The organism is Burkholderia sp. AU18528, from assembly GCF_002223215.2.
Taxonomy (GTDB): Bacteria; Pseudomonadota; Gammaproteobacteria; order Burkholderiales; family Burkholderiaceae; genus Burkholderia; species Burkholderia semiarida.
Genome location: NZ_NKFC02000006.1, coordinates 1,518,748 through 1,537,720 on the forward strand (window position 1 = coordinate 1,518,748; position 18,973 = coordinate 1,537,720).

General features: G+C 67.5%; 18 protein-coding genes. 2 read left to right on the forward strand and 16 right to left on the reverse strand.

All coding sequences use genetic code 11. From position 1 onward, the window contains the following. Positions 1-76 precede the first annotated feature (76 nt). On the forward strand, positions 77-2,662 hold the full coding sequence (gene acnB / locus CFB52_RS23755) for a bifunctional aconitate hydratase 2/2-methylisocitrate dehydratase (protein WP_059584897.1): 2,586 nt from the start codon (positions 77-79) through the stop codon (positions 2,660-2,662). A 144-nt stretch (positions 2,663-2,806) separates the two neighbouring features. Here the strand turns inward: acnB and CFB52_RS23760 are convergent, their stop codons facing one another. The 16 genes from CFB52_RS23760 to CFB52_RS23835 form a co-directional block, all read right to left on the reverse strand. Next, positions 2,807-3,208, reverse strand: coding sequence for a PPC domain-containing DNA-binding protein (locus CFB52_RS23760; protein ID WP_059584896.1), 402 nt, complete (start codon positions 3,206-3,208; stop codon positions 2,807-2,809). A gap of 74 nt (positions 3,209-3,282) precedes the next feature. After that, positions 3,283-3,834, reverse strand: coding sequence for a GNAT family N-acetyltransferase (locus CFB52_RS23765; protein ID WP_099317598.1), 552 nt, complete (start codon positions 3,832-3,834; stop codon positions 3,283-3,285). 169 nt (positions 3,835-4,003) lie between these two features. Next, positions 4,004-5,404: an MFS transporter gene (locus CFB52_RS23770; RefSeq protein ID WP_059639668.1), complete on the reverse strand. Its 1,401-nt coding sequence runs from the start codon at positions 5,402-5,404 to the stop codon at positions 4,004-4,006. 38 nt (positions 5,405-5,442) lie between these two features. Then, a complete protein-coding gene (locus tag CFB52_RS23775; protein ID WP_099317599.1) occupies positions 5,443-6,687 on the reverse strand; it encodes an NAD(P)/FAD-dependent oxidoreductase in 1,245 nt (414 codons plus the stop codon). After that, positions 6,684-7,646: a VOC family protein gene (locus CFB52_RS23780; protein WP_099317600.1), complete on the reverse strand. Its 963-nt coding sequence runs from the start codon at positions 7,644-7,646 to the stop codon at positions 6,684-6,686. Before CFB52_RS23780 ends, CFB52_RS23775 begins: the two co-directional genes overlap by 4 nt. 18 nt (positions 7,647-7,664) lie before the next feature. Further along, positions 7,665-9,155 (reverse strand): aldehyde dehydrogenase, encoded by a 1,491-nt coding sequence (locus CFB52_RS23785; RefSeq protein WP_099317601.1) that lies wholly within the window; start codon positions 9,153-9,155, stop codon positions 7,665-7,667. A 72-nt stretch (positions 9,156-9,227) separates the two neighbouring features. Next, entirely contained in the window at positions 9,228-10,055 is an 828-nt protein-coding gene (locus CFB52_RS23790; RefSeq protein ID WP_059584888.1) for an aspartate dehydrogenase, read from the reverse strand. Beyond that, the gene (locus CFB52_RS23795) at positions 10,048-11,715 is read right to left on the reverse strand and encodes a thiamine pyrophosphate-binding protein (RefSeq protein WP_099317602.1); all 1,668 of its coding nucleotides are present in this window, start codon (positions 11,713-11,715) and stop codon (positions 10,048-10,050) included. The genes CFB52_RS23790 and CFB52_RS23795 overlap by 8 nt, the downstream gene beginning before the upstream one ends. Beyond that, entirely contained in the window at positions 11,708-12,505 is a 798-nt protein-coding gene (locus tag CFB52_RS23800; RefSeq protein ID WP_099317603.1) for an SDR family oxidoreductase, read from the reverse strand. The genes CFB52_RS23795 and CFB52_RS23800 overlap by 8 nt, the downstream gene beginning before the upstream one ends. A 79-nt stretch (positions 12,506-12,584) precedes the next feature. Beyond that, positions 12,585-13,442, reverse strand: a complete 858-nt coding sequence (locus CFB52_RS23805; RefSeq protein ID WP_099317604.1) for an IclR family transcriptional regulator — start codon at positions 13,440-13,442, stop codon at positions 12,585-12,587. Next, positions 13,439-14,335, reverse strand: a complete 897-nt coding sequence (locus CFB52_RS23810) for an alpha/beta fold hydrolase (RefSeq protein WP_099317605.1) — start codon at positions 14,333-14,335, stop codon at positions 13,439-13,441. The genes CFB52_RS23805 and CFB52_RS23810 overlap by 4 nt, the downstream gene beginning before the upstream one ends. An 18-nt stretch (positions 14,336-14,353) precedes the next feature. Beyond that, the gene (locus CFB52_RS23815) at positions 14,354-14,881 is read right to left on the reverse strand and encodes a cupin domain-containing protein (protein WP_059584883.1); all 528 of its coding nucleotides are present in this window, start codon (positions 14,879-14,881) and stop codon (positions 14,354-14,356) included. Between the two features lie 34 nt (positions 14,882-14,915). Continuing rightward, a complete protein-coding gene (locus tag CFB52_RS23820) occupies positions 14,916-15,686 on the reverse strand; it encodes an SDR family oxidoreductase (RefSeq protein ID WP_099317606.1) in 771 nt (256 codons plus the stop codon). Further along, positions 15,679-16,749, reverse strand: coding sequence for an aromatic ring-hydroxylating dioxygenase subunit alpha (locus tag CFB52_RS23825; protein ID WP_059584881.1), 1,071 nt, complete (start codon positions 16,747-16,749; stop codon positions 15,679-15,681). Before CFB52_RS23825 ends, CFB52_RS23820 begins: the two co-directional genes overlap by 8 nt. A 60-nt stretch (positions 16,750-16,809) precedes the next feature. After that, positions 16,810-17,121 carry a recombinase-like helix-turn-helix domain-containing protein gene (locus CFB52_RS23830; protein WP_059584880.1) on the reverse strand — a complete coding sequence of 104 codons (312 nt, stop codon included), beginning with the start codon at positions 17,119-17,121 and terminating at the stop codon, positions 16,810-16,812. A gap of 2 nt (positions 17,122-17,123) precedes the next feature. Further along, on the reverse strand, positions 17,124-17,441 hold the full coding sequence (locus tag CFB52_RS23835) for a non-heme iron oxygenase ferredoxin subunit (protein ID WP_099317607.1): 318 nt from the start codon (positions 17,439-17,441) through the stop codon (positions 17,124-17,126). Positions 17,442-17,885: 444 nt separating this feature from the next. On the opposite strand from CFB52_RS23835, the gene CFB52_RS23840 reads away from it, so the two are divergent. Beyond that, positions 17,886-18,965: a porin gene (locus CFB52_RS23840; RefSeq protein WP_099317608.1), complete on the forward strand. Its 1,080-nt coding sequence runs from the start codon at positions 17,886-17,888 to the stop codon at positions 18,963-18,965. Positions 18,966-18,973 lie beyond the last annotated feature (8 nt).

Sequence of the window (18,973 nt, forward strand, 5' to 3'; positions counted from 1 at the left end):
CTCAAAGCAGTGCCTGGAATAGCCCCGGAGTGCCGGCAAGGCCTTCCCCTCCAACGCAATATCAGCAGGTCTCCCCATGCTTGAAAACTTTCGTGCTCACGTGGCCGCCCGCGCCGCGCTCGGTATTCCTCCCCTGCCGCTGACGGCTCAGCAAACCGCCGAACTGGTCGAATTGCTGACGAACCCGCCCGCCGGCGAAGAGCAGACACTGCTCGACCTGATCACCCATCGCGTGCCGGCCGGCGTCGACGAAGCCGCCCGCGTGAAGGCCGGCTTCCTGGCCGCCGTGGCCAAGGGCGAGACCGCCTGCCCGCTGATCTCGCGGGCGCGCGCGACCGAACTCCTCGGCACGATGCTCGGCGGCTACAACATCCAGCCGCTGATCGAGCTGCTGTCCGACGAAGCCGTCGCCGCGGTCGCCGCCGACGCGCTGAAGAAAACCCTGCTGATGTTCGACCAGTTCCATGACGTGAAGGAACTCGCCGACAAGGGCAACGCGCACGCGAAGGCCGTGCTGCAGAGCTGGGCCGATGCCGAATGGTTCACGAGCCGTCCGGAAGTGCCGGAAAGCCTGACCATCACCGTCTTCAAGGTCACGGGCGAAACCAACACCGACGACCTGTCGCCGGCGCCGGACGCCACCACCCGCCCCGACATCCCGATGCACGCGCTGGCGATGCTGAAGAACGCGCGCCCGGGCATCACGCCGGAAGAAGACGGCAAGCGCGGCCCCGTCAAGTTCATCGAATCGCTGAAGGAAAAGGGCCACCTGGTCGCGTACGTCGGCGACGTGGTCGGCACCGGCTCCTCGCGCAAGTCGGCCACCAACTCGGTGCTGTGGTTCACCGGCGAGGACATCCCGTTCGTGCCGAACAAGCGCTTCGGCGGCGTGTGCCTCGGCGGCAAGATCGCCCCGATCTTCTACAATACGATGGAAGACGCCGGCGCGCTGCCGATCGAGCTCGACGTGTCGCAGATGAACATGGGCGACGTGGTCGAACTGCGCCCGTACGAAGGCAAGGCGCTGAAGGACGGCAAGGTCATCGCCGAATTCCAGGTGAAGTCCGACGTGCTGTTCGACGAAGTGCGCGCCGGCGGCCGCATTCCGCTGATCATCGGCCGCGGCCTGACCGCGAAGGCGCGTGAAGCGCTCGGCCTGCCGCCGTCGACGCTGTTCCGCCTGCCGCACCAGCCGGCCGACAGCGGCAAGGGCTTCTCGCTCGCGCAGAAGATGGTCGGCCGCGCGTGCGGTCTGCCGGAAGGCCAGGGCGTGCGCCCGGGCACGTACTGCGAACCGAAGATGACGTCGGTCGGCTCGCAGGACACCACCGGCCCGATGACCCGCGACGAACTGAAGGACCTCGCGTGCCTCGGCTTCTCGGCCGACCTCGTGATGCAGTCGTTCTGCCACACCGCCGCATACCCGAAGCCGGTCGACGTGAAGACGCACCAGACGCTGCCGAACTTCATCAGCACGCGCGGCGGCATCGCGCTGCGCCCGGGCGACGGCGTGATCCACTCGTGGCTGAACCGCATGCTGCTGCCCGACACCGTCGGCACCGGCGGCGATTCGCACACGCGCTTCCCGATCGGCATCAGCTTCCCGGCAGGCTCGGGCCTCGTCGCATTCGCGGCCGCCACCGGCACGATGCCGCTCGACATGCCGGAATCGGTGCTGGTCCGCTTCAAGGGCAAGATGCAGCCGGGCGTCACGCTGCGTGACCTCGTCAACGCGATTCCGCTGTACGCGATCAAGCAAGGCATGCTGACGGTCGCGAAGCAAGGCAAGAAGAACATCTTCTCGGGCCGCATTCTCGAGATCGAAGGCCTGCCCGACCTCAAGGTCGAGCAAGCGTTCGAGCTGTCGGACGCGTCCGCCGAGCGTTCGGCTGCCGGTTGCACGGTGCGCCTGAACAAGGAGCCGATCATCGAATACCTGAACAGCAACATCACGCTGCTCAAGTGGATGATCGCGCAGGGCTACCAGGATCCGCGCAGCCTGCAGCGCCGGATCGCGGCGATGGAACAGTGGCTGGCCGACCCGCAACTGCTCGCGCCGGACGCCGACGCCGAATACGCGGCCGTCATCGAAATCGACCTCGCCGACATCCATGAGCCGATCGTCGCGTGCCCGAACGATCCGGACGACGTGAAGACGCTGTCCGACGTCGCCGGTGCGAAGATCGACGAAGTGTTCATCGGCTCGTGCATGACCAATATCGGTCACTTCCGCGCCGCGTCGAAGCTGCTGGAAGGCAAGCGCGACATTCCGGTCAAGCTGTGGGTCGCGCCGCCGACCAAGATGGACCAGAAGCAATTGACGGAAGAAGGCCACTACGGCGTGTTCGGCACGGCCGGCGCACGCACCGAAATGCCGGGCTGCTCGCTGTGCATGGGTAACCAGGCGCAGGTGCGCGAAGGCGCGACGGTGATGTCGACGTCGACCCGCAACTTCCCGAACCGCCTCGGCAAGAACACGAACGTGTACCTCGGCTCGGCGGAACTGGCGGCGATCTGCTCGCGTCTGGGCAAGATCCCGACCAAGGAAGAGTACATGGCCGACATGGGCGTGCTCACCGCGAACGGCGACAAGATCTATCAGTACATGAACTTCGACCAGATCGAGGACTTCAAGGAAGTCGCCGACACCGTGCAGATCTAAGCGCGCAACCGGGCGGCGGCGGGTGGTCGACGTCGCCGCGCACCAGGCGCCGCGGGCCGCATGGCCGCGGCGCCTTTTTTATGCGGCGCGCAAAGGACGCAGCGATCGGCGCATCGCGGTGTCGATGCGGCGTCGCCGCCCCGCTCACGAAGGCGCGCTCCGAATCACCAGTTCGTTGAAACCGGTGTCCGCATCGGGCTCGCGCGAAAAACGATGCGCGGGCAGCAGCGCGAGCAGGATCTCGGCCGTCGTGCGCACCACGCAGCCGCTCGCGACGTGGCCGCCCGTCACGCGGCCGGCTGCATCCGAGATCGACATATGCAGATGCGCGCCGTCCGGCGACACCGAGCCGGCCAGCGTCAGGATTTCGAGGTCGCCGCGCAGCTCGGCCGGCTGATCGGCGCCGGCGAAACGCAACTGCGCGACGCTCAGGCTGCCGATGCCCTGGATCACGAAGGCCGCGTGCGAATCGTGGCGGCGCAACGCCAGCTCGATCGCGCCGCGCAGATCGTCGCCGGGGGAAAGACGCAGAGGACGAGCTTGCATGGTCGAGAACCTGTGGGTGGACCGTGATATCGACCAAGCGTACGTTCGCCCGGTGAATCCGGCAAGTCGGCCGTTTACGCGCGACGCTCGCGCGCCAGCAACCCGTATAGCGCACTGTCCGACACTTCGTCGCCGACGATCCAGCGTTCGCGCAGCAGCCCTTCCCGCACGAAGCCGAGCCGTTCGAGCAGCCGCGCCGACGCGGCATTGCGCGGATCGATATCGGCTTCGAGGCGGTTCAGTCGCAGCGTGGCGAAGGCATGATCGATCACGGCCGTCGCCGCTTCGCGCATGTATCCGCCGCCCCAGAACCTGCGCCGCAGGCTGAAGCCGATCTCCGCGCGCCGGCACTGCGCGTTCGCATGGAACAGCGCGCATTCGCCGAGCGCTTCGCCAGTCTCCCGCAGTTCGAGCACGCAGGTCTGGCTCTCCCCGCTCGCGGCGGTCTGCACGTTGCGCGCGACGCGCGCCTCGGCCTGTTCGAGCTGCGTCATCGGCGAGAACGAGAAGTAGCGCATCGCCTCCGCATCGGACCAGATCTCGAAGAAAGCGTGTGCGTCGGCGTCGCGAAGCGGCCGCAGGACGAGGCGGGACGTATTCAGCGTGACGGGTTCGAACAGGGGCATGGCGACGGTCTGATGAAAATCGGGACCGTGAATTAGAACACGTGAGCCGTGCGGCAACCATGGCGCCCGTTGGCAGCGCTCCACATGGAACGACGGACCGCGGCGAAATAAAAGGGCCCGGGGAACATCTCCCGGGCCCGAGTACCTGGACCGTGACTGCCGGCCACGCTTACGCCTCGAGCGCCTCCAGCACCTTCCCCTTCGTCTCGATCCCGACGAAGTGCACGGTCGCCGCCGCGATCAGCGGCACGATGCCGATCAGGTAGAACGCCGGCGCGAGGTTCCCGCCGATGATCGCGTGCGGCACGATCATCGGCGCCGCGAACGACGCGATCTTCAGCCACGCGCTGCCGAGCCCGCAGCCCGACGCGCGAATGCTCGTCGGATACTGCTCCGGCGTATAGACGTACGCGGTAATGAAGCCCGACGCCATCAGCCCGAGCGACAGCGAGCAGAAAGTCGCGACCACATACACCGACGACGCGTGATAGATGCCCGCGAACGCCAGCGACAGTGCGCACAGCACGAACGACCACACGATCACCGGCTTGCGGCCGAGCTTGTCGACCAGCAGCGCGGAGGCCAGCGACCCGAGCACGCCCATCACCGAGCCGATCACCGCGAGGTTCAGCGCGAGCTGCAGCGGCGCGTGATAGAAGTTCTTGTAGATCGTCGGCAGCCAGGTCGACAGCCCGTACTGGATGAACCCGCAGGTCGCCCACAGCGTCGCCACCGCGAGCGTGCGCTTGCGATACGCGGCGCTGAACAGGTCGCTCATCCTGCGCTTCGGATGCTGACGCACCATCTCGTCGAACGCGGCCGCCTGCGTGGCCGGCGGCAACTCGCCGCGCACCGATTCCTCGAACGCGCCGACCGCACGCCCGGCTTCCGCGAGCCGCCCGCGCGACGCGAGCCAGCGAGGCGACTCCGGCACGAGATGCGTGAGCACGAGCGACAGAAGCAGCGGCAGCCCGCCGACGAAGTACATGATCTCCCAGCCGAAGCGCGGAACGAGCCAGGCGCCGAGCGCCATCGACACGAGCAGGCCGATCGGGAACACGATCTCGTACAGCAGCACGAAGCGGCCGCGGCCATGCGCGCGCGTGATCTCGTTGATGTACGTCGCGGCGACCGGCAATTCGCCGCCGAGCCCGAGCCCCTGCAGGATCCGCAGCAGCACGAATACCTCGAACGTCGGCGCGAAGCCGCACGCGATGCTCGTGATCCCGATCACCGCCGAACTCCACGCAATCGCCTTCACGCGGCCGTGCTTTTCGGCGAGCGCGGGAAACAGGAATGCGCCGATCAGCTGACCGATCGCGCCGGACGCGATCAGCATGCCGATCTGCGTCGGCGACAGCCCCCACTTGTGAATCAGCAGCGGCAGCGTCGCCGCGATCGTGATCACGTCGAAGCCGTCGAAGAACGTCGCGGTGCCGATCAGCACGCGCGCGCGGATCTGCATCGCGTTGGCCGGCAGCCGCTCGAGCCGCGCGATGATCGCACCGGGCGTGGCGGCGGCAGCTTCCATCGTGGCCCTGCCGGCCACGACGTTGTCGAAAGTGCTCATGCGGGGTATCTCCTGGATCTCTTTCCGGGTTGGGCCGGTCAGGCAAGCGCCTGGGTCGTGTCTGCCAGAGCTTCCGTATCCACCGCCCGGCCCTGGTTCATCCACTTGCGCGCGAGCTTCAACTCACGCGCGTTGTTCACCGCGACGACACCTCTCACATGCCCGTCGCCAACGAAAAACAGCGTCGCACGGCGGGCGGCGAGATCGCCGCGCACGACGAGCTGCGCATCGGCCGGCAGATCGCCGAGGATCTGCAGGTTCACGTCGTACTGATCGGACCAGAACCACGGAATCTCCGCGTACGGTGCGCGCACGCCGAGCACGGCCTTCGCCGCCGCGATCGCCTGGTTCTGCGCGTTGGCCCACGATTCGAGCCGCACGCGCCGCTTCAGCCAGCCGTTGTGATGGTTCGCGACGTCGCCGCACGCGAAGATCGCCGGATCGCTGGTCGCGCCGTATTCGTCGACGACGATGCCGTCGTCGATCGCGAGCCCCGCGTCGCTCGCGAGCGACACGTTCAGCGCGAGGCCGATGCCGGCCACCGCGAAATCGGCGTCGATCGTCGTGCCGTCGGCAAGCGTCGCGCGTACCTTCGACGCGTCATCCGGCTGCGGGTCGAGCGACGCGAGCGCCGCGCCCGTCCGCACATCGACACCGTTCGAACGATGCAGGTCGAGCAGGAAGTCCGACACGATCTGCGGCACCGAACGGCCGCACAGGCGCGGCGCACCTTCGACCACGATCGCATCGACGCCGAGCTTGCGCGCCGTTGCCGCGACTTCGAGGCCGATCCAGCCGCCGCCGATCACGAGCACGCGCCGGCTCGCGCGCAGCTTCTCGCCGAGCGCGGCCGCTTCGTCGAGCGTGCGCAGGTAATGCAGGTTCGGCGTGTTGACGAGCGCATCGGGCAAGCGGCGCGACGTGCCGCCGGTCGCGATCACGAGCCGGTCGTATGCGATCTCGCGGCCGCTTTCGGTCTTCACCACGCGGCGCGCGCGATCGATCGACGCCGCACGTTCCGGCTGCCACGCTTCGACGCTCAGCGCATCGAATTCGTCGGGGCGCACGACGCGCACGGTTTCGATGTCGGCGTCGCCGGCCAGCACGGCCTTCGACAGCGGCGGGCGCTCGTACGGCAAGTGCGGCTCGTCGGCGATCATCACGAGGCGGCCCGCGAAGCCTTCCGCGCGCAGCGTCTTCAGCACCCAGCCGGCGGCCTGGCCCCCGCCGATCACGACGACGGTGCCCGGCGCGGCCGATTCCTGCGAGTTCGTTTCGCTCACGATTTGCGCTCCGTCATGAACTTGCCTTCCGGCGCCTTCGCGTTCTTCTGCCGGCGCGTGTTGCCGTCGAGGCCGCCGTCGACCGCCCATTCGGCGAACACGGTCGGGCCCGGCTCGAATTCGCGCGGCTGCCACTCGGGTGTCAGCACGTCCTCGTCCGCGTAGTATTCGATCAATGCGCCGGCCGGGTTCTGGAAGTACCAGAAGTACGCGGACGACACCGGATGACGCCCCGGGCCGAGCTGCGTTTGCCAGCCGCAGCGGTCGATGTGCATGCCGCCGCCGAACACTTCGTGGATGTCGCGCACGGTGAACGCGACGTGGTTCAGGCCGCGTTTTCCATTCGGCAGCGCGAGCAGGAACAGGTCGTGATGGCCGCCGTGCGGCGCGCAGCGCATGAACGCACCGCGGCCCGGGTAACGGTCCGACGTCTCGAAGCCGAGCAGTTCGTGATAGAACGTTTCCTGCGCGTCGAGGCGGTTCGTGAAGAACACGACGTGCCCGACCTCGACCGGCTCCGCACGCGCATAGATCGGGCTCGGCTGGTCGACGCGCAGCGTCTGGCCCCACACGTTCGACGGCGAGCCCGTGATGTCGAGTGCGCGCTTGCGCGTGACTTCGACGCGGATCGCCATCCCGTTCGGATCGATGCAGCCGACCGCGTCGTCCTGCGCGTAATAGCCGGGCTGGCCGGCGAGCTTCGTGCGCAGCGCGTCGAGTTCCTGCCGCGTCGCGACGCCCCACGTGACTTCACGCAGCGTCGGGCCGGCTTCGAATGCGGGCGGCAGCGACGGATCGTCGGCCCGCACGACCAGCACGGTGCAGCCGTTCAGCGTTTCGAAACGGGCGCGGGTGTCGTCGTGCGCGACTTCCTTCAAGCCCCAGTCGGCGAAAAAGCGCCGGCAGGTGGCGAGGTCGTCGACACCGTACGTGATCTGCTCGATTCCCAAGATGCTCATTGCGTCATTCCCCTTCGCTCAGTTCGCCCACGGCAGCGGCGCGTCGTTCAAGCCCCAGTAGAGGCTCTTCTGCTGCATGTATTCGCGGATGCCGAGACGCCCCTTCTCGCGCCCCATCCCGCTCTCCTTCCAGCCCGAGAACGGCGTGGAGATCGAGAACAGCTTGTACGTGTTGATCCACACGGTGCCCGTCTCCAGCGCCCGCGCGATGCGCCACGCACGCTTGTAGTCGCGCGTCCAGATGCCGGCCGCGAGGCCGAACACGCTGTCGTTCGCCTGTGCGATCAGCGACGCTTCGTCGTCGAACGGCATCGCGACCAGCACCGGCCCGAAGATTTCCTCCTGGCAGATGCGTGCGCTGTTCGGCAAGCCCTCGAGAATCGTCGGCTGATAGAAGAAGCCGTGCTCGCGCCCGTCGCCCGTCGGCCGCTCGCCGCCGCACAGCAGGCGGCCGCCTTCTTCCAGCCCGAGCGCGACGTAGCGTTCCACCGACTCGCGATGCTTCGCGGTGATCAGCGGGCCCATCTGCGTGTCGGGCCGCGTCGGGTCGCCCACGCGCAGCTTGCGCGCGCCGGCCACCAGGCGCTGCATGAATGCGTCGTACACCGCGCGCTGCACGAACAGCCGCGACCCGGCGATGCACGCCTCGCCCGACGAGCTGAAGATCCCGTACAGCACGCCGTTGACCGCGTGATCGAGATCGGCGTCGTCGCACACGATCGTCGGCGACTTGCCGCCCAGTTCGAGCGACACGGGCATCAGCTTCTCGGCCGCGATGCGCGCGATGCCGCGGCCTACCTCGGTGCCGCCGGTGAACGACACCTTCTTCACCAGCGGATGGCGCACGAGCACGTCGCCGATCACCGAACCCTTGCCCGGCAGCACGCTCAGCACGCCCTTCGGCACGCCGGCTTCCTCACAGATGCGCGCCAGCGCGAGCGACACGAGCGGCGTGACCTCGGCCGGCTTGAGCACCACCGCGTTGCCGCCGGCCAGCGCCGGCGCAAGCTTCTGCGCGTCGGACGCGATCGGCGAATTCCACGGCGTGATCGCCGCGATCACGCCGATCGGCTCGTACACGCTCATCGTCAGGTAATCGCCGCGCGACGGCGTCAGTTCTTCGTCGAGCGTTTCGAGGCAGGCCGCGAAATAGCGGAACGTGCTCGCGGCGCTGGCCACCAGCACGCGCGTCTCGCCGATCGGCTTGCCGTTGTCGCGGCGCTGCAGGTGCGCGAGCGCTTCGTGGCGCTGCATGATCAGGTCCGCGACGCGGTACAGCACCTGCGCGCGCTGGTGCGGTTTGAGCCCGGCCCAGTCGGCGCGGCGCCATGCGGCGTCGGCGGCCGCGACGGCGTCGGCCGCGTCTTCCGCGTTCGCCGTCGACACTTCCATGTTCACCGTCTGGTCGGCCGGATAGATGCTCGTGTAAGGCGCGCCACGGCCGCGCCGCCACTCGCCGCCGATCAGGATGTTGCCGTCGGGCACGAGGCTCGTATCGAAAGAAGTCATGTCACCAATCCCACAAATCTGTCTCTGCGCATCCGCCCTCGCCGTGGCGCGGGCGAACGCTCGATGGTCCGGTCAGATCACGCAGCGGGCCGCGCGGTTGCGCAGCGCGCGGATCGCGCTGTACGCCGTCAGCGCGGACGTCTTCGGGTTGTCGGGCAGCGGCTTGCCGCTCATTTCCAGCGACATCTCGCCGAACGCGCCGCGCGCGGTGATGCGATGCACGTTGCGCGCGACCGCCGGATCGGCGATCAGGCGCACGTGGGTCGCGTCGAGCCCGAGGCCCGCGAGCGCGACCGTCGCCGCGACGTTCGCGTTCTTCGGATAGAGCCGCGCGGCGTCGCGCGCGGTGCCTTCGAAGATCACCTTCTCTTCGGTCATCGCGTGCAGGTCGCACAGTGCCTCGGCCGGCGTGCCGAGCCAGCCGAGCGGCGGCTTGCGGCCGACGTACAGCACTTCGTCGAGGCCGCCCTGCTTCGCGGACGCCAGCGCGTCGATGCCGCCGATCGCACCCGACAGCAGCGTCACCGTCGTGCCGCCTTCGTCGGCGGCCTGCGACAGCACGTCGAGCAGCGCGAGATCGGACAGCGCGCCGATCGACGCGACCGCGCAGTCGGTGCCGGCCTTCAGCAGCGGCACGACGTGATCGACGAGCGCGCTGTGGCCCGCGCATTCGAGCGCGAACTCGGGGCGGCGGGCCAGCGCGTCGACCGACGACACGACCTCCACCGCGCCGCCGAGATCACGCTGTACCGCCGCGCGCTGGTGTTCCGGCACGATCACGTGCGCGACGCGCAGCGACGCATCGTGCTCGACCGCGTGGTACACGGCCGCGCCGATCGCGCCGAAGCCGATCATCGCGATGTCGACCGGGGCGTGCGCCCGCTTTTGCCCGTTATGCATACTGGCGCTCCGTCGGCGCTTCCTGCTTCACCGGCGGGCCCGCGAAGGCGGACGCGAACGAGCCGACCGACAGCATGTCGACCTCGACCATCACCGGCCCTTCCTTCGCGATCCCTTCGCGCACGATCGCCTCGGCCTGGTCGAGCGACGTGATCCGGTAGTGCGTGAGGCCGAAGCTCGCGCAGAACTGCGCGAAATCGGGCTGGTGCAGCTGCACGAAGCAGCGGCGGCCGCCGTAGTGCGCGTCCTGGATGTTGCGGATCACGCCGTAGCACTGGTCGTTCATCAGCACGATCATCACGTTCGCGTTTTCCTGCACGGCCGTCACGAGTTCGCCGACGTTGACCATCAGGCCGCCGTCGCCGACGAGGCAGACCGTCTTCGCCGCGGCGCCCGCGAGCGCCGCGCCGATGCCCATCTGGATGCCCTGGCCGATGCCGCCGCCGAGCGCATGCACGCCCGAGCGCGGCTCGAAGATCTTCAGCAGGCGGTTGCCCCACGTGCTGTTCGAGATCGTCACGTCGCGCACCCAGTTGTAGTCGCGGCCGACGGCGCCCTGCAGCGTGTCGACGAGCTTCTTGTACGGCCCGAGCCCCTTCGCCACGTCGGCCACCGCGTCTTCGCGGGCCGCCGCGAGATCGGCCGCGAATTGCGGATCGACGGACAGCCGGCCTTCGAGGCGGTCGGCCAGTTCAGCCAGCACGCGCTTCGAATCGCCATGCACGAACAGTTCGTTGCGATAGCCGCGGTTGTCGGCGAGCGCGTCGGCATCGACGCGGAACAGCGGCTGCGGCAGCGCGAGCTTGTACTTCAGCGTCTCGTTGCCGCGCAGGCGCGAGCCGACCACGACGAGCGCGTCGCAGGTCTTGTAGAACGCTTCGACCGACGCATGCACGTTGAACGCGCCGAGCGTCGCCGGGTGATCTTCCGGCAGCACGCCGCGGCCCTGCACGCTCGTCACGACACCGAAGCCGAGCTTCACGAGGCGTTCGACTTCCTCGCGTGCATGGCGCGCGCCGCCGCCGAGCCACAGCAGCGGGCGGCGCTTGGCCGCGAGTGCGTCGGCAAGCTTCGCGACGCGCGCGGTGTCGTGCTCGCGCACCGCGACGTGGGCGGGTGCGAGATCTTCCGGCCATTCGATTTCGGCCGCCTGGATGTCGATCGGAATCTCGACGGACACGGGGCCCGTCGGCGCGGTCTGCGCGATGCGCACGGCTTCGCGGATCGTCGGCAGCACGGTTTCGACGGTGCGCACGCGGAACGCGGCCTTCGAGATCGAGTCGAGCATCGACAACTGGTCGGGCGCTTCGTGGATGTACGCGAGATCGCGGTCGAGATACGGCGTCTCGATCTGCCCGGTCACGTGCAGGAGCGCGGTGCCGGCCGTCAGTGCCTCGACCATCGCGCCGGCCGCATTGCCGGCCGCCGTGCCCGTGCTCGTGAACGCGACGCCGAGCCCGCCCGACACGCGGGCCAGCCCGTCGGCCATGTTCAGCGCGCCGGCCTCACCGCGCGCCCCGACATAGCGGATGTTGCCGCGCGAGTTGATCGCGTCGAGGATCGGCATGTTGTGGATCGAGATGACGCCGAACGCGGTTTTCACGCCGCACTGCTCGAGAAAGGCGGCAATCAGCTCGCCAACCGTGGTTTTTTTAGACATGGCGTGCAAAGCCTCCAGAAACGTCGATATGGCTGCCCGTCGTGTAGGACGACAGATGCGTTGCGAGATAAAAAAGTGCCCAGGCGGCCTCGTCGGGCTTGCCGAAGCGATTCAGCGGAATGTTCTTCTTGCGGGCGAGCGCGCCCGTCCAGTCTTCCCAGCTTTCGCCGGGCTGCGCCTGCGTGTCGTAGCGGCGGCGCCACTGCCCCGACTCGACGATGCCGATCAGGATCGAGTTCACGCGGATGCGCTGCGGCGCCAGTTCGGTCGCGAGCGATTTCACGAGGCTCAGCACGCCGGCGCGCGCCGACGACGTCGCGACCATGTGTGGCTCCGGCTGCAGCGCGAGCAGCGAGTTCACGCAGGTGATCGTCGGCGCGGCCGCATCGCGCAGCAGCGGCAGGAAGGCGCGCGTCGGACGGATGATGCTGAAGTACTTCAATTCGAGTTCTTCGCGCCAGGCGTCGTCGGTCGTATCGGCGAAAGTCGACACGCGGCCCTGGCCTGCATTGTTGACCAGCATGTCGGCACGGCCGAAACGCGTGGACACCGCTTGCGCGAACGCGGTCACGTCGGCTTCGTCGAGCACGTCGCAGCGCGCGGCCAGCAGTCGTTCGCTTGCGTACTTGTCGCGCAGCATCGCTTCGGCGCGGGCGAGGCGCTCGCCGTCGCGGCCGCAGATCGCGACCGACGCGCCCGCCTGCAGGAACCGTTCGGCGGTCGCGAGGCCGATGCCGGACGAACCGCCCGTCACCACCGCCACCTGCCCGGTCAGATCGATCTCGATCATGTCGTCAGTCCTCGTCGGGCCGCCCCAAGAAGATTGATCGCCCCGTCGGGGGGCAGCGTGCGAAGCATGCGTGGGGGTCTCATTTCAGTCCTAAAGCTTTCATGAACGTGTGCTCGTCATCCGAGCGGTAATTGAGCCGTCGCGACAATTCCGCCGCCGCGCGCTGCACCTTGTCGATCAGCCCGTCCGCGATCAGCGCCGCGTCGATCTCCGGCCTCGGCACCGTCACCGTGATGCACGCGACGATCTTCTGCGTCTCGTTGCGTACCGGCGCCGTGACGACCGAGATCCCGCGTTCGAACGACGAATTGCTGACGCCGTAGCCGCGCAGTGCGTCCTCGCGGATCACGTCGTACAGCGCGTCGACCGTTTCCGGCGTCGCGCTCGTCATCCGGTTCAGCACGCGTTCCGGATACAGCGCATGCAGTTCCTTCAGCGACAGGTCGCCCATCAGCACGTGGCCGTGCGTCGTCGCATGCGCGGGCAGCCGCGTGCCGACGTTCACGCGGATCGAGCTGAACACCGGCGACTGACTCTGCGCCTTCGCGACGAACACCACGTCACGGCCGTCGCGAATCACGATGTGCGTCGTGAAGCCGGTCGCATCGCGCAGGCTCTCGATCACCGGCAGGCCGAGATCGGTCAGCTCCAGCGAGCTCAGGTATTCGAAGCCGAGCCGCAGCACCGCGATGCCGAGCTTGTAGTTGCGATCCTTGTCCGCGCGTTCGAGAAAGCCGAGCGATTCGAGCGTCTGCAGCAGACGGAACACCGTCGTGCGCGGAATGCCGAGGCGCTTCGACAACTCAGGCGCGCCGAGCACGGGCTCGCGCGGCGAGAATTCGGCGAGGATCCGCAGCCCGCGTTCGAGGCCCGGCACCACGTAGCTGGCTTCGGCCTTCGCGTTGTCGGATTCGTTTTGTTGCAGCGGTTCGCTCATGCCAGCCCCCACTGCGCATCGCACTGCCGGCAGAAACCTTCGATCAATGCGGAATAGACGGCCGGCGCTTCCACATAACCGGCATGTCCTGCCTGCGGAATCACCTGCAGCCCGACGTGCGCGGCCGCGGCGATCCGCTCGCACGCGGCGGGCGGCGTGATCGCATCGTGCGCGCCGACGGCCACGGCCGTGCGGCCGCGAAAGCCGGCGAGATCGGCCGCGAGATCGGCGTTCGCAAGCAGATGCGTGGCCTGCGCATAGCCGGCCGGCACGATGCGCGCCATGTTCCAGCGCACCCACGCCCGCGCCTCCTCGTTCGCGAAACCGGACACCATGTTGCCGCTGCGCTGCTCGGCGAGCCCGGCCGGGCCGAGTTCCGCGAGCATCGCGAGCCGCGCGTCGCGGCGCGATTCGCGGGTGTCGGCCGGTGCGCTGCCGTAGCCGCCGGCGGGCGACACCAGCAGCAGGCCGGCGATCCGCGCGGGCATCATACGGGCGAGACCGCCCGCGATGATCGCGCCGAGCGAATGACCGACCAGTACGCAGCGTTCGATGCCGAGTGCCTCGAGCCACGCGTTCAGCGATGCCGCGTAATCAGCGGCGGCGGGCGACGCGCCGTGCACGGGCGTCGACACGCCGTAACCCGGCGCATCCCACGCGAGCACGCGGCGCGATGCGCCGAGCGTATCGAGCTGGCACACCCACGATGCGGCGCCCGAGCCGATCCCGTGCAGCAGCACGGCGGGCAGCGCGCGGCCCGCCTGCCGCGCGCCGGCCTCACGGTAGCCGATCGTGCCCGCCGCGCCGGCTTCGCAACGCTGTTCGGGAAACTGCCCGAGCAGCGCGGCGAACGCCGCGGTGCGGTCGCGTTCGCGTTTGTCGACGACACTCATTGCTTCACCCGCCCCGTCTCAGCGCTTGATCTTCGCGAGCGGCGAATCGGGCGGATACGTCGGCGTGATCGGCTTCGGCGAACCGAGCATCACGCACATCAGCGCATCTTCCTCGCCGATGTTGATTTCCGTGCGATACACGCCCGGCGGCACCGAGATCAGGTCGCGCTCGCCGAGGACCGCTTCCCAGGTCTCGCCGTCGCGCTCGCAGATCACCTTCATCTTGCCGCGCAGCACGAAGAAGATTTCCTCGACGTCGATATGGATGTGGCTCGGGCCGATGTTGCCGGCCGGGATGACCATCGTCGAGAACGTGAAGTTGCCGGCCGGCACCGTGTTGACGTCCTTCGCGACGCCCGTGCCGCCCGTGCCGACGTAGCGCATCTGCGCACGGCGGTACTTCGGGTCGTAGTCGGCCTGGAATTTCAGCGCGTCCCAGTCGTAGCGCCGCGTCGCGTAGCGCGCGACGCGCCCTTCCATCCAGTCGTTGAAGCTTGTGCCTTCCGGCTGGTCCCACGACTTGCGTTCGAAATCGGCGTCCGCCATCGTCCTCTCCTTCATTCCGAGTGAAAACTTCAATTCAGTTCATTACGAAGCCGCCGTTGACCGGCAGCAGTTGACCCGTGACGAAGCGCGCACCGTCCGACAGCAGGAACAGCACCGGGCCCGTCACGTCGCCGGGCACCTGCGCGCGCGTCAGCGCACGGCCCTGCAGGTAGAACGCATGGCGCTCGGCCGGTACGTAGGCGGTCGCCTCGACTTCGGTGAGCCCTGGCGCGATCGCGTTGACCGTTACGCCGTGCGCGCCGAACTCGCGTGCCTGCGCATGCGTCATCGCGATCACCGCGCCCTTGCTCGCGACGTACGCGAGCAGCTTCGGCGCGCCCCACAACGCGGTATCCGACGCAAGATTCACGATCGCGCCGCGCCCCGACTGAGCGAGGTGCGGCAGCGCTGCATTGCTGACGAGCCACACGCCGCGCACGTTCACGTTCATCACGGCGTCCCAGGTCGCCACGTCGAGCTCCGTCGACAGCTTGCCGCCCGAGTTCGTGATCGCCGCGTTGTTGATCAGCGCGTCGATGCCGCCGAGCGCCGCCGCGCCCTGCGCGACGAAAGCGTCGATGCTGGCCGGATCGGCAAGGTCGAGTGCGAAGAAATGCGCGGCGTGGCCGGCTTGCGTGAGCTGCGCGGCGAGCGCGCGGCCCTCTTTCGCGAGCACGTCGCCGAACGCGACCTGTGCACCCGCTTCGACCAGCGCCTTCACGAACGCCGCGCCGAGACCGCGCGCGCCGCCCGTGACGAGCACGCGGCGACCGGGCAATGCCACGACCGAAGCGAACTCAGCCATTCGCGTGCTCCGAGGCGGCATGCGCCGCACGATGCGCGTCGAGCGCGGACAGGTGTTCCTGCGCACGCTGGCGCAGCATCCGGCGCACACGTGTGATGCCGACGTCGTGCTGGTACAGGTATTCGTGATCGCGCGCATGCGGCGCGAGGCTTTCGAGGACGTAGCGGTCCTGCTCGAGCACGTCCCAGTGCAGGCCTTCGAGGCGGTTGCGGTACATGAAGCGCCACACGTCGCGCTGCCAGCCGCTGACCTTGCGGGTACGCCAGAAATAGACCTGGCAGTGGTCGCCGTCGACCGGCGTCGCGAAGCCGATGATCCCGAAGTTGCCGCCCGGGCCGAATTTCTGCTTGTACGGAATCGCGAGACGCATCCACAGGCAGCCCGTTTCGCCGAGTTCCACCCAGTCGAAGTTCACGTCGCGCTGGCCGATCTTCTCGAACATCAGGCCCGTTTCCGTCTTGCGCACGCGCATGTCGGCCTGCTTGTCGCCTTCGGCCATCGAGTGCGACGTCGCATGCAGATACGCGCCGTGCATCGGGTCCATCACGTTGTCGATCGCGTACTGGTAATTGCACTTCCAGTTCGATACGCACAGAAAGTGGCCGTACTCATCGGCGACCAGTTCTTCCGGCAGATTCAGCGGCGCCGGCTCGCCGTGCGCTTCGTCGCCGAACCACAGGAAGATCGCGCCGGCCTTCTCCTCGACCGGATACGACTTCACGCACTTCGTGCCTTCGAGCGGACAGTTCGATACCGCCGGCACGCGGTTGACCGTACCGCCGCCGTCGACTTCGATGCCGTGATACCAGCACGCGATGTTGCCGCCGAGGTTCCAGCCGAGCGACAGGCGCGCGCCGCGGTGCGGGCAGCGATCTTCCAGCGCATGGACCTTGCCGTCGTGATCGCGCCACAGCACGATCTGCTCGGACAGGCGCGTGACGCCGACGGGCGCGTTCGACACCTGCCAGCTGGGCGCGACGGGATACCAGTAGTTCTTGATGCCGCGATCGAGGTAGTCGCGGACCGGGTCGTGTTGGGTTTCGTGTTGGTCGGGGGACGTCATCAGTGTGCTCCGGATGCGGTTGTCGGGTCGGCGCTCAGGCGCGCGGCGCGGTCGGTGCGCTCATTCCGCCAGCGAGGCCATTTCGGCGCGGAAACGCTCCACGGTCCATGCGGTGCCGTCCGGCGCGCGAAAGCCGATGCGGTTCAGCCCGGCGACGACATCGTCCAGTTCGGTCGCGCCGCTCTCGAACACGCGTTCGAGCGCATCGCCGAGGTCGTTCTCGTACTGGGTGGGTTCCGCCTTGCGGTTCTGCCAGACCAGGTTCTCGACCTGGCCGGGGATCTCGATCTGCCCCTTGCCCGCGACGTTGTTCGGCTGCGGCGCCACCCACGGCTTCAGGAAGGGATTGAAGTTGACGGTCGCTTCTTTCATGTTCAGTCCACCTTGATCTGGATTTCCTCGCCGGCGAGGCGCACCGCGTACTGCTTCAGCGCGCGCCCGCCGGGGCCCTTCAGGCATTCGCCCGTCTTGATGTCGAACACGGCCTCGTGCAGCGGGCATTCGACCGTGCCTTCGTCGACGAACCCCTGCGTCAGCAGCGCATACGCATGCGGGCATACGTTCTCGAGCGCATACACGTCGTCGCCGACGCGGTAGATCCCGATTTCCATGCCGTCGGTCCGCTTGAACTCGATCGGCGTGTCTTCCGACAGCGCGCCGGCGTGACCGGCACAAATCCATTGCTCAGACATCTCGCACCCTTCCTTCTGATCGACTCTCGGTTTGTTCCGTTTTGTTCCATATCAGGAACATCAGTTTATGGATGGTGATTATAGGAGCGACTTTCCGCGAGTAGAACAAAAAGCTGCGTGTCCTAGGGAAAACACCGACCGGGAGGTCGACGAACGCTTTCGCCTGCCTGAGCGAATGTAATTTTTTGTTATGTGACGTGGATTTATCGGCTTTTCCCGCGCATCGCGCCGTATGAGCGTGCGTCGGCACGGCGCCCATCCGTCCCGAAAAATTTATTTTTGATATGGTGTTCGGCGCCTCTATACTCCATTCCACCAGAGGCACATCGTTCCTTATATGGAACACACAAATGCCCATGCGGCGATGAACATGCGCGACGGTCGGCCGTCCCCGCGCAGGCCGTCACGACACGTATTCATCAGGTTGGAGAGTCAGGAGACAAAATGGTCAAGCATGCGGTAGCAGCAGCAGTCATCGGAATGAGCGCCGCGTCGGGCGCGTGGGCGCAGAGCAGCGTGGTGCTGTACGGCAGCATGGACGCGGGTGTCGCGTACGTGAACAACGTCGGCGGCCACGCGAAGTGGGCGATGATCCAGGGCAATACGCAGCCCGACCGGTGGGGCCTGAAAGGCAAGGAAGATCTCGGCGGCGGGCTGTCGGCGATCTTCCAGCTGGAGAACGGCTTCTATACGAACAACGGCCAGTTCGCGACCGCGAACACGATCTGGAATCGCGCGGCGTTCGTCGGCCTCGGCGCCGAGCGCTACGGCACGCTGACGCTCGGCCGCCAGACGCCGCTGGCGTTCGACTATCTCGACCCGCTCAGCACCGCGTACCTCGCGATGAGCTGGTACGCGTTCCATCCGGGCAACATCGACGGGCTCGCCGCGACCGGCAACGTGCCGTACAACAATTCGATCAAGTATCGTTCACCGACCTTCGCGGGCTTTTCGGCCGCGGCGACGCTCGCGCTCGGCAACACGACGAACTTCTCGACCGGCAAATCGGTCGGCGTCGCGCTGAACTATGCGAACGGGCCGTTCAAGGCGTCGGCCGTCTACTCGAACGAGCACGATCGCTCGCTCCTGATCGGCCAGACGGGCATCACGTCGTTCCAGGGGCAGAACACCGCGAACGGTTATCTCGCCAGCAAGGTCGAGAACATCGGCGCGGGCGCGTCCTACCAGATCGGCGACTTTCTCGTGCACGGCCTCTACACGCGCGTGAAGATGCAGTCGAACGGGTTTTCCGACACGTTCCAGAGCTACGACGCGGGCGTGAACTACCGCAGCAGCGCGTTCAACACGATCGCGGGCGGCGCGGCAACCACGACGCTGGCCGGCCGCCGCTGGACGCAGGTCGAACTCGGCGACATCTACGCGCTGTCCAAGCGCACGCAGTTGTATGCGAACGTGCTTTATGAACACGCTTCCGGCGGCGCGAAGGCCGCGTTCTTCACGGCCGGCGTGTCGAGCACCGCGAACCAGGTGATCGTGCTGACCGGGATTCATCATTCGTTCTGAACGCGTTC

Bases quoted from the DNA above. Each gene is read 5' to 3' on its own strand.
- CFB52_RS23765 (WP_099317598.1), bottom strand. From the start codon at position 3,834: ATGCCCCTGTTCGAACCCGTCACGCTGAATACGTCCCGCCTCGTCCTG.
- CFB52_RS23800 (WP_099317603.1), bottom strand. From the start codon at position 12,505: ATGATCGAGATCGATCTGACCGGGCAGGTGGCGGTGGTGACGGGCGGT.
- acnB (WP_059584897.1), top strand. From the start codon at position 77: ATGCTTGAAAACTTTCGTGCTCACGTGGCCGCCCGCGCCGCGCTCGGT.
- CFB52_RS23820 (WP_099317606.1), bottom strand. From the start codon at position 15,686: ATGGCTGAGTTCGCTTCGGTCGTGGCATTGCCCGGTCGCCGCGTGCTC.
- CFB52_RS23810 (WP_099317605.1), bottom strand. From the start codon at position 14,335: ATGAGTGTCGTCGACAAACGCGAACGCGACCGCACCGCGGCGTTCGCC.
- CFB52_RS23760 (WP_059584896.1), bottom strand. From the start codon at position 3,208: ATGCAAGCTCGTCCTCTGCGTCTTTCCCCCGGCGACGATCTGCGCGGC.
- CFB52_RS23840 (WP_099317608.1), top strand. From the start codon at position 17,886: ATGGTCAAGCATGCGGTAGCAGCAGCAGTCATCGGAATGAGCGCCGCG.
- CFB52_RS23785 (WP_099317601.1), bottom strand. From the start codon at position 9,155: ATGACTTCTTTCGATACGAGCCTCGTGCCCGACGGCAACATCCTGATC.
- CFB52_RS23790 (WP_059584888.1), bottom strand. From the start codon at position 10,055: ATGCATAACGGGCAAAAGCGGGCGCACGCCCCGGTCGACATCGCGATG.
- CFB52_RS23825 (WP_059584881.1), bottom strand. From the start codon at position 16,749: ATGACGTCCCCCGACCAACACGAAACCCAACACGACCCGGTCCGCGAC.
- CFB52_RS23835 (WP_099317607.1), bottom strand. From the start codon at position 17,441: ATGTCTGAGCAATGGATTTGTGCCGGTCACGCCGGCGCGCTGTCGGAA.
- CFB52_RS23805 (WP_099317604.1), bottom strand. From the start codon at position 13,442: ATGAGCGAACCGCTGCAACAAAACGAATCCGACAACGCGAAGGCCGAA.
- CFB52_RS23830 (WP_059584880.1), bottom strand. From the start codon at position 17,121: ATGAAAGAAGCGACCGTCAACTTCAATCCCTTCCTGAAGCCGTGGGTG.
- CFB52_RS23770 (WP_059639668.1), bottom strand. From the start codon at position 5,404: ATGAGCACTTTCGACAACGTCGTGGCCGGCAGGGCCACGATGGAAGCT.
- CFB52_RS23795 (WP_099317602.1), bottom strand. From the start codon at position 11,715: ATGTCTAAAAAAACCACGGTTGGCGAGCTGATTGCCGCCTTTCTCGAG.
- CFB52_RS23780 (WP_099317600.1), bottom strand. From the start codon at position 7,646: ATGAGCATCTTGGGAATCGAGCAGATCACGTACGGTGTCGACGACCTC.
- CFB52_RS23815 (WP_059584883.1), bottom strand. From the start codon at position 14,881: ATGGCGGACGCCGATTTCGAACGCAAGTCGTGGGACCAGCCGGAAGGC.